This window comes from Planktothrix paucivesiculata PCC 9631 (assembly GCF_900009265.2).
Classification (GTDB): Bacteria; Cyanobacteriota; Cyanobacteriia; order Cyanobacteriales; family Microcoleaceae; genus Planktothrix; species Planktothrix paucivesiculata.
Genome location: NZ_LR735018.1, coordinates 564,645 through 565,837, shown reverse-complemented (window position 1 = coordinate 565,837; position 1,193 = coordinate 564,645). Strand labels below are relative to the sequence as shown.

At 37.0% G+C, this 1,193-nt stretch carries 1 protein-coding gene; it reads right to left on the bottom strand.

Annotation, left to right across the window (positions count from 1 at the left end):
* Positions 1-1,193 (bottom strand): hypothetical protein (locus PL9631_RS26215; RefSeq protein WP_197046393.1); only part of this gene is annotated, 1,193 nt, incomplete at both ends.

Below are 1,193 nucleotides of genomic sequence, written 5' to 3'. Positions count from 1 at the left end.
ATTAGGAATTTCTGGTGTAACAATATTTGTGGAATTACTACTGTCTGGGGGATTAATTGTGGAATCTGGTTGTTTTTGGAGGGAGGAATAATTAGAAACTTCTGGTGTAGCAATATTTGTGGAATCCGATTGTTTTTGGAGGGGGGAATAATTGGAAATTTCCGGTGTAGCAATAGCAATATCCGTGGAATCACTACTTTCCGTGGGATTAATTGTGGAATCTGATTGTTTTTGGAGGGGGGAATAATTAGAAATTTCCGGTGTAGCAATAGCAATATCCGTGGAATCACTACTTTCCGTGGGATTAATTGTGGAATCCGATTGTTTTTGGAGAGGGGTATAATTAGAAATTTCTGGGTTAACAATATCTGTAGAATCACTACTTTCCGTGGGATTAATTGTGGAATCCGGTTGTTTTTGGAGAGGGGAATAATTAGGAATTTCTGGTGTAATAATATCTGTGGGATTAATTGTGGAATCCGATTGTTTTTGGAGAGGGGTATAATTAGAAATTTTCGGTGTAGCAATATTTGTGGAATCACTACTGTCTGGGGGATTAATTGTGGAATCCGATTGTTTTTGGAGGGGGGTATAATTAGAAATTTCTGGTGTAGCAATATCCATGGAATCACTACTTTCTGTGGAATTAATTGTGGAATCTGATTGTTTTTGGAGGGGGGTATAATTAGAAATTTCTGGTGTAACAATATTTGTGGGATTAATTGTGGAATCCGATTGTTTTTGGAGAGGGGAATAATTAGGAATTTCTGGGTTAGCAATATTTGTGGAATCACTACTGTCTGGGGGATTAATTGTGGAATCCGATTGTTTTTGGAGAGGGGTATAATTAGAAATTTCCGGGTTAACAATATCTGTAGAATCACTACTTTCCGTGGGATTAATTGTGGAATCCGGTTGTTTTTGGAGAGGGGAATAATTAGGAATTTCTGGTGTAATAATATCTGTGGGATTAATTGTAGAATCCGGTTGTTTTTGGAGGGGGGTATAATTAGGAATTTCTGGGTTAATAATATCTGTGGGATTAATTGTAGAATTCGGTTGTTTTTGGAGAGGGGAATAATTAGAAATTTCTGGGTTAATAATATCTGTGGGGTTAATTGTTGATGTGGATTCGGTTTTGGGAATGTTGTCAACGGTAGAATCTGATTGTTTTTGGAGAGGGGAATAATTAG